The sequence below is a fragment of the Brevibacterium sp. genome (assembly GCF_022712115.1).
Taxonomy (GTDB): domain Bacteria; phylum Actinomycetota; class Actinomycetes; order Actinomycetales; family Brevibacteriaceae; genus Brevibacterium; species Brevibacterium salitolerans.
Genome location: NZ_JALAHB010000154.1, coordinates 1 through 6,759 on the forward strand (window position 1 = coordinate 1; position 6,759 = coordinate 6,759).

The 6,759-nt window shown below is 73.5% G+C and carries 4 protein-coding genes; 1 reads left to right on the plus strand and 3 read right to left on the minus strand.

The window, feature by feature from the left end; translation table 11 throughout:
• Nucleotides 1-908, plus strand: a 908-nt coding sequence (locus Q0A33_RS08735; protein ID WP_291795179.1) for an MFS transporter, incomplete at its 5' end; no start/stop codon positions are given.
• A gap of 90 nt (nt 909-998) precedes the next feature.
• On the opposite strand, the gene Q0A33_RS08740 is transcribed toward Q0A33_RS08735, so the two are convergent.
• From Q0A33_RS08740 to Q0A33_RS08750, 3 genes are all read right to left on the minus strand, one after another.
• The gene (locus Q0A33_RS08740; RefSeq protein WP_291795181.1) at nt 999-3,758 is read right to left on the minus strand and encodes a DNA topoisomerase IV subunit A; all 2,760 of its coding nucleotides are present in this window, start codon (nt 3,756-3,758) and stop codon (nt 999-1,001) included.
• A 181-nt stretch (nt 3,759-3,939) separates the two neighbouring features.
• A complete protein-coding gene (locus Q0A33_RS08745) occupies nt 3,940-4,617 on the minus strand; it encodes a VTT domain-containing protein (RefSeq protein WP_291795183.1) in 678 nt (225 codons plus the stop codon).
• A 45-nt stretch (nt 4,618-4,662) separates the two neighbouring features.
• Nucleotides 4,663-6,759: sensor histidine kinase (locus Q0A33_RS08750; RefSeq protein WP_291795185.1), on the minus strand; the 2,097-nt coding region annotated here is incomplete at its 5' end.

Here is a 6,759-nt window from a genome sequence, read left to right on the forward strand (position 1 = left end):
CCGCCCGTGCGCTCGAGGGCGTGGCGCATCTGGGTCTCGTGATCTCCTGTCCCGTCCTCATCATCCAGCTCAGCGCACCGCGCCGGGTCTCGCTGGCGATGAGCATCTGGGGCACCTTCTTCGGCCTCGCCTTCGCCATCGCCGGCTGGCTGGGACCGCTCGCTGCGGAGGCCTGGGGCGTGGGCAGCGTGTTCCTGGGGCACGGGCTCCTGCTCGCCGTGCTGTTCGCAGCCGTGCTCACGGTGCTGCCGCGCACCCCTGTGGACGGGCCGCAGCCTGTCTCCGCGCATGACGGCTTCCTGCGTGCGCACCTCTCCGCCTACCGCAGTCCGCGTGCCGTGCTGCCGGGGTGCGTGTTCGTCTTCCACACGCTCATGTACACCGCGCTCATCACGTTCCTGCCCCTCTTCACGGACTCCGGGACCGCGGCGACCCTGCTCATCTGGATGCCGCTCGTCTCCATCGCAGGCACGGTTGCGGCGGGACTCCTCGCGGACCGGCTGATGAGCACCTCCGCCGTGCTGCTGCTGGGCTATGCCGGGGTGGGCGTCCTCGTCGTCCTGGTCTGGGCGCTGCTGGGCGCAGGCTCCGGGATCCTGACCGCGGCGCTGGCGATGATGTTCTTCTCCGGGCTCATCCAGGGAGGGTCCTTCGGCCTCATCCCCGCACTGTCGACGGACCCCACCGTCGCCGCCCGGTCCAACGGCGTGCTCACCCAGCTGGGCAATGTGGGCAACCTGCTGGGACCGCCGCTCTTCGCCGCGGCGATCACCTCCGCCGGCGGAGCGGGCGCCGGGCCGCAGGCGTTCACCCCCGCGACGGTGTGGGTGGTCGTCTTCTGCGCGGCGGGCGCGGTGGTGAGCCTCCTGGCTCTCCGGCTGACCGGAGCACGGGCACCGCAGCGCTGACCGCGCGGAGCCGGTGCGGGCCCGGCACCAGGCCCGGCCCGCGGGATGATCGGCCCTGAGCGGGTCATCTGCGCAGGGATCCGGACCGGCTCAGAACAGCGGGTCCGGGCCGTCCTCGGAGTCCTCGTCGTGCGAGACGATGACCGCGCCGTCCGCGTCTGCACGGGCGCGGGCGATCTCCTCCCGGCGCGCGGCCTCCGGGTCTTCGTCGTCCGTGAGCAGAGGGATCGTGCCCGAGGCCATCCCCGCGACGGAGCCGGTGCGGGCACCGGCGCCCGCACGCGAGCCGGCCGCGGCACCGGTTCCGGCAGCGTGTCCGCCCGAGGCGTCCGCACCGGTGCCGCCGCCTGTGCCGGAACCGCCGGCCGCTCCGTTCGCCCCCGCGCCGGCATCCGCCTCGAAGGGCACCGTCCCCACCGCGTCGATCTTCGCCTCGAGCGGGGCACCGGAGCCGTCGCGGCGCGTGAGCGACTCGGGCAGGCTCCGCGCACCGCCTCCCGCGGAGGCCGCCTGCGGCGACCGGCCCACCCAGCCGAGCGCCAGCTCCGTCTCCCCGGTGAGGAAGCGGTGCGCGCGGACCCCGCCGGTGGCCCTGCCCTTGGCGGGGAACTCCGCGAAGTCCGAGACCTTGATCGAGGAGACCGGGTCGCCGTAGAAGTTCTCCCCCTTGGCGATGGTCACCACCCGGTGCTCCTCCGCCGGGTCGAGGAGGGAGAAGGCGATCACGCGTGCGCCGTCGGTGAGCCGGATCCCGGCCACGCCTCCGGCGCTCCAGCCCTGCGCCCGCAGCACGGAGGCGGAGAAGCGCAGCAGCTGTGCGTTCGAGGTGAGCAGGGCGATCTCCCAGGAGTCGGCCTCGGCCCCGGGGCGCGCCTGCGCGGCACCCACGACGGAGTCCTTCCCCTTGAGGGTGATCGCCTCCCACTCGGTCCGGTTGCCGGGCGCCCCCGCACCGGCCGCGCGCTTGACGACGCCGGCGGCCGTGGCGAGGAAGACGTCCTGCTCCGGGTCCACGAGGGCCAGCACGTGCTCTCCCCGGCCCAGCTCCACGAGGTCCTTGGCCGGCACGCCGCCGGCAAGGGCGGGCCGCGTGGCCTGCGGTGGGAGCTGAGGGAGCACGACCACGTCGAGCAGGACCATCCGGCCGAGGTTCGTCACCGCCGCGACCTTCCCCTGCGCCGTGCTCGGCACCTGGGAGACGAGGGCGTCATGGCTGGCGCGGCGCCCGGTGGTGGGCAGCGGGTCCTGCGCCGTGGTGCGGGCGACGCGTCCGGAGGTCGAGAGCAGCACCCAGCACGGGTCGTCGGCGACGGTGAGCGGCGCGGCGGACTTCCTGCGGCCCTTCGCGGAGAGCTCCTTGAGGGAGCCCTCGACGAGCACGGTGCGCCGGGGGTCAGCGATCCGGTCCGCGATCTCGCCCAGCTCCGTCGCCACCAGCTCGCGGAGCTCGTCCTCGTGGGCGAGCAGCCGCTCGAGCTCCTCGATGAGACTCCGCAGCTCGTCCCTCTCCGCCTCCAGCTCCAGGCGGGAGAAGCGGGTGAGGCGGCGCAGCTGCAGGTCGAGGATGTAGGTCGCCTGGATCTCGGAGAGGTCGAAGACCTCCATGAGCCGGGTGCGCGCCGTCGCCGCGTCGTCGGAGGAGCGGATGAGCTGGATGACCTCGTCGATGTCGAGGATCGCGATGAGCAGGCCCTCGACCAGGTGCAGCCGGTCCTTCGCCTTCGCCAGGCGGAAGCCGGTGCGGCGGCGCACCACCTCGATGCGGTGGTCCACGTACACCTGGAGGAGATCGCGCAGGCCCAGCGTGCGGGGCTGCCCGTCGACCAGGCAGACGTTGTTGATCCCGAAGCTGTCCTCCATGGGGGTGAGGCGGTAGAGCTCCTCGAGGACCGCCTTGGGATCGAAGCCGGTCTTGATCCCGATCACCAGCCGCATGCCCTTCTTGCGGTCGGAGAAGTCGTCGATCGAGGCGATGCCGGCCAGACGCTTGGCCTGCACCTGGTCCTTCACGCGCTCGATGATCTTCTCCGGACCCACGAGGTAGGGCAGCTCCGTGACGACGATGCCCTTGCGGCGGGCGCTGAGGCTCTCGAACTTCACGCTCGCCCGGGTGCGGAACGTGCCGCGGCCGGTCTCATAGGCCTCGCGGACTCCGTCGAGGCCGATGATGCGGCCGCCGGAGGGCAGGTCCGGTCCCGGCACGAACCGCATGAGCTCGTCCAGCGTGGCGTCCGGGTGCCGGATGAGGTGCTGGGCGGCGGCGATGACCTCGCCGGGATTGTGCGGGGCCATGTTCGTGGCCATGCCCACGGCGATCCCCGAGGCGCCGTTGACCAGCAGGTTGGGGAAGGCGGCGGGCAGCACCTCCGGCTGCGTGATGGTGCCGTCGTAGTTGGGGACGAAGTCCACGACCTCCTCGTCCAGCCCGGCAATCATCGCCATGGCGGAGGAGTGGAGACGGGCCTCCGTGTAGCGGGGTGCGGCGGGGCCGTCGTCGAGGCTGCCGAAGTTGCCGTGGCCGTCCACGAGGGGCAGCCGCATGGTGAACGGCTGGGCCAGGCGGACGAGCGCGTCGTAGATGGCGGAGTCGCCGTGCGGATGGAGCTTGCCCATCACGTCGCCGACGATGCGTGAGGACTTCACGAACCCGCGGTCCGGGCGCAGGCCCATCTCGCCCATCTGGTAGACGATGCGCCGCTGGACCGGTTTGAGGCCGTCGCGGGCGTCCGGGAGGGCGCGGGAGTAGATGACGGAGTACGCGTACTCGAGGAAGGACGTCTCCATCTCCTGGGAGACGTCGACGTCCTCGATGCTCCCCGGCGCGTCGCGCCCTGCGGTTCCGTCTGCCATGTCCCTAGCCGCTCTCCGTTCCCGCCCCCGCGAGCTGTGTGCATCCTGCGCCGAGCGCCTGCCCTGCGCGCGGACCCGGTCTGTCACGTGCAGGGACATCCTAGCCGTTCGAGCCCGATTCGAACGCGTGCCGGTGCGGGCGCGTGTCGGGCGGGAAGCGGCGTTCGCGCGGAGGCGCGGGTCAGTCCTGCTTCCCGGTCGTCTCCGGGACGTGGGTGCGCATGCGGCTGAGGCGCCCGCCCACCGCGCTGATGATCCTGTCCACGGCGAAGCCCACGACCGTCCCGAGCACCACGCCGACCACCATCGCGAGCAGCGGCGAGTCGCTGAGGAAGTATCCTGCCGCCAGGCCCATCGCGACGGAGAAGCAGGCCCACAGCACGGAGGCGATGCCCGCGACGATCCGGAACCGCGCGGGCGGGAAGCCGACCGCGCCGGCGGTGAAGTTCACCGCGACCCTGCCGACGGGGATGAACCGGCCGGCGAGGACGAAGGTGGTCCCGTTGCGCTTCAGCAGCAGCCGGGTGCGTTCGAGGATCCGCGCCCCCCGCGCGCCGCGGAAGCCGGGGATGCGATGGACGGGCACCCGGGTGCCGATCCGGTAGGCGATGAGATCTCCGGTGAAGGCGCCCGCCGCGGCCGCGAGGACGAGGCCCGGCAGGAAGAGGACGGAGCTGTCGCCGGAGACCGCGAGCGAGGCCGCGGCGATGACGATGGACTCGCTGGGCACCGGCGGGAAGAACCCGTCGATGCAGGAGAGGACGGCGACCGCGAGCAGCAGCCACGGGGAGGCCCCCAGCTCCACGGCGTAGCCCTCGAGGTGCGTGAGCACCTCGCCGAGCGTGCTCAGCAGGTCCATCCTCGTTCCCTCCCAGGCCGGTGCGGTGCCGCGATCCGCCGGGGCTCAGGCATGCGGCAGGACCGCATGGACGCGGAAGCCGCGGTCCGGTGCGGGGCCCGCCTCCACGATACCGCCGAGCGCCTGGGCCCTCTCTCGGATTCCTCGCAGGCCCAGCCCGGCGCCGGGTGCGGGCGTGAGGGGTCCTGCCTGCGGCGACGCCTCGTTGGACACGTCCACGACGACCGTCTCCGCGCCCACGCTCACGCTCACCGCGATCGGTGCGCCGGGCGCGTGGCGGACCGCGTTGGACAGCGATTCCTGGACGATCCGGTAGACGGTGAGACCGGTGGCCGTGCCCACCTGCGCCAGAGCGTCGGGGGAGAGCCGGGCTCCGGGGGAGAGCCGGGCCCCAGCCGCGGAGTCGTCCTCGGCCTCGGACCCGGCGGCCGCGGCGGACGGCTGGGCGGAGAAGCGGATCTCCGCTCCCGAGGCCCGGGTCGCCTCCACGAGTGCCGGCAGGTCCGCCAGCGTGGGCTGGGGAGCGAGCGGGGCCTCGGCATCGGCGGCGCGGAGCACGGCGAGGAGCCCGCGCATCTCCGTGAGCGCACGCCGGGAGGAGTCCGCGATGGCGGCGAATTCGGACCGCTCCCGCTCGTCCATCTCCTCGATGCGATACGGAGCCGTCGTGGCCTGCACGCTGATCACGGACATGCTGTGGGCGACGACGTCGTGGAGCTCCTGGGCGATGCGGTTGCGCTCGGCGAGATCGCGCTGCCGGGCATCGAGCTCGGCGCTGGTCCTCCGTTCGGCGGCCAGCGCACCGCGGCTCTGCAGGAGGGCGCGCACCCCTGCGCCCAGCAGTCCCGCACCGGCCATGACGGAGGCACCGGTGATGAGACCGGCGAGTGCGCCGGGGGTGAGGCCCGCAGCGGCGGATCCGCCCGGGACGAGTGCGGGGGCGAGCATCACCGCGGCGAGCACCGCCGCCTGGGTGAGCACCCACGCGGCCGCCGCGCGGTGCCAGGGCCCGCGGACGGCGAGGACGAGCACCGTGGCGCTCGCGGCGAGCAGGCTCGTGACCAGCCAGGGCCAGGGCTGTCCCGGCGCGGGTGCGCTGAGGAGCGTGCTTGCACCGGCGGCGGCGGCCGTGAGCACCACCGCGGGGTAGGGCAGACGCACCGCGAGCAGCAGCGCGGCGCTGTGGGCGCCGGCCAGCAGCATGGCGAAGACCACGGGCACACCGTAGGCGGCGGCCGTGACCGGCCAGCCCACCGCCAGGAGGACGGCGGCGGAGAAGCCCGCCGCGATCCAGGTCCAGCCCTCGGCGGAAACACCGGTGGCCGAGGCCGCGGCAGCCGCGCCCTCAGGAGCCGTGCCGGTGGGTGCCGGGCTGAGGGCGGAACCTGCGGGCAGTGGCACGGTGGTGTCCTCGCCGACCGGATCTTCACCCACGGGCCTCCTACCCACGGGCACCGTGCCGGTGGAACCCGTGCCCGAATGCCCGCCGCTCAGCGCGGCCTGCGTCGTGAGCGCATCGAGGAGGGCGCATCCCCGGATGACGGGCGGCAGGCTCACGAGGAAGACGAGGCCGAGCACCGCGTTGCCGATCGCGTCGATGAGATAGCGCTGGCCGGTGTCCGCCGGCGCGAGCAGGCCGCTCACGTCGACCAGCAGGAGCGTGGCCAGCGCACCGTCTCCGTCCGAGTGGGGGAGGAACAGGCCCCAGAACCAGTAGGTGAGTCCGCCCAGGGCGCCTCCGACCCAGGCGACCGCCAGAACGAAGGTGACGAGGCGCAGCGGGAAGGCGACGAGGGTCTCGAAGAGGAGGTCCAGCCAGCGCCGCGGGTCCGCCATGATGCCGAGGACACCGCGGACACCGCGTCGCTGAGGACGGTACCGGGGTGCGGGGACCTCGGCGCCCCAGGCGCGGAGGCGGGCGCGGGAGAGACCGGCGAAGGCGGAGGCGAGCAGGAGGGTGAGCGGCAGGAGGCGCAGGCCCACCCACACCACCGCCGTGCCGATGCCTGCGGCCGTGAGCGGGACGAGGAGGCTGAAGGCGAGGGTGGACAGCACCATGCCGGGCAGCACGTAGGCGAGGTCGCGGAGCACGTGCGCGGGCGCGTACAGGCGGCGCGCGGGAAGAGCGCTCGCCGCCGGCGG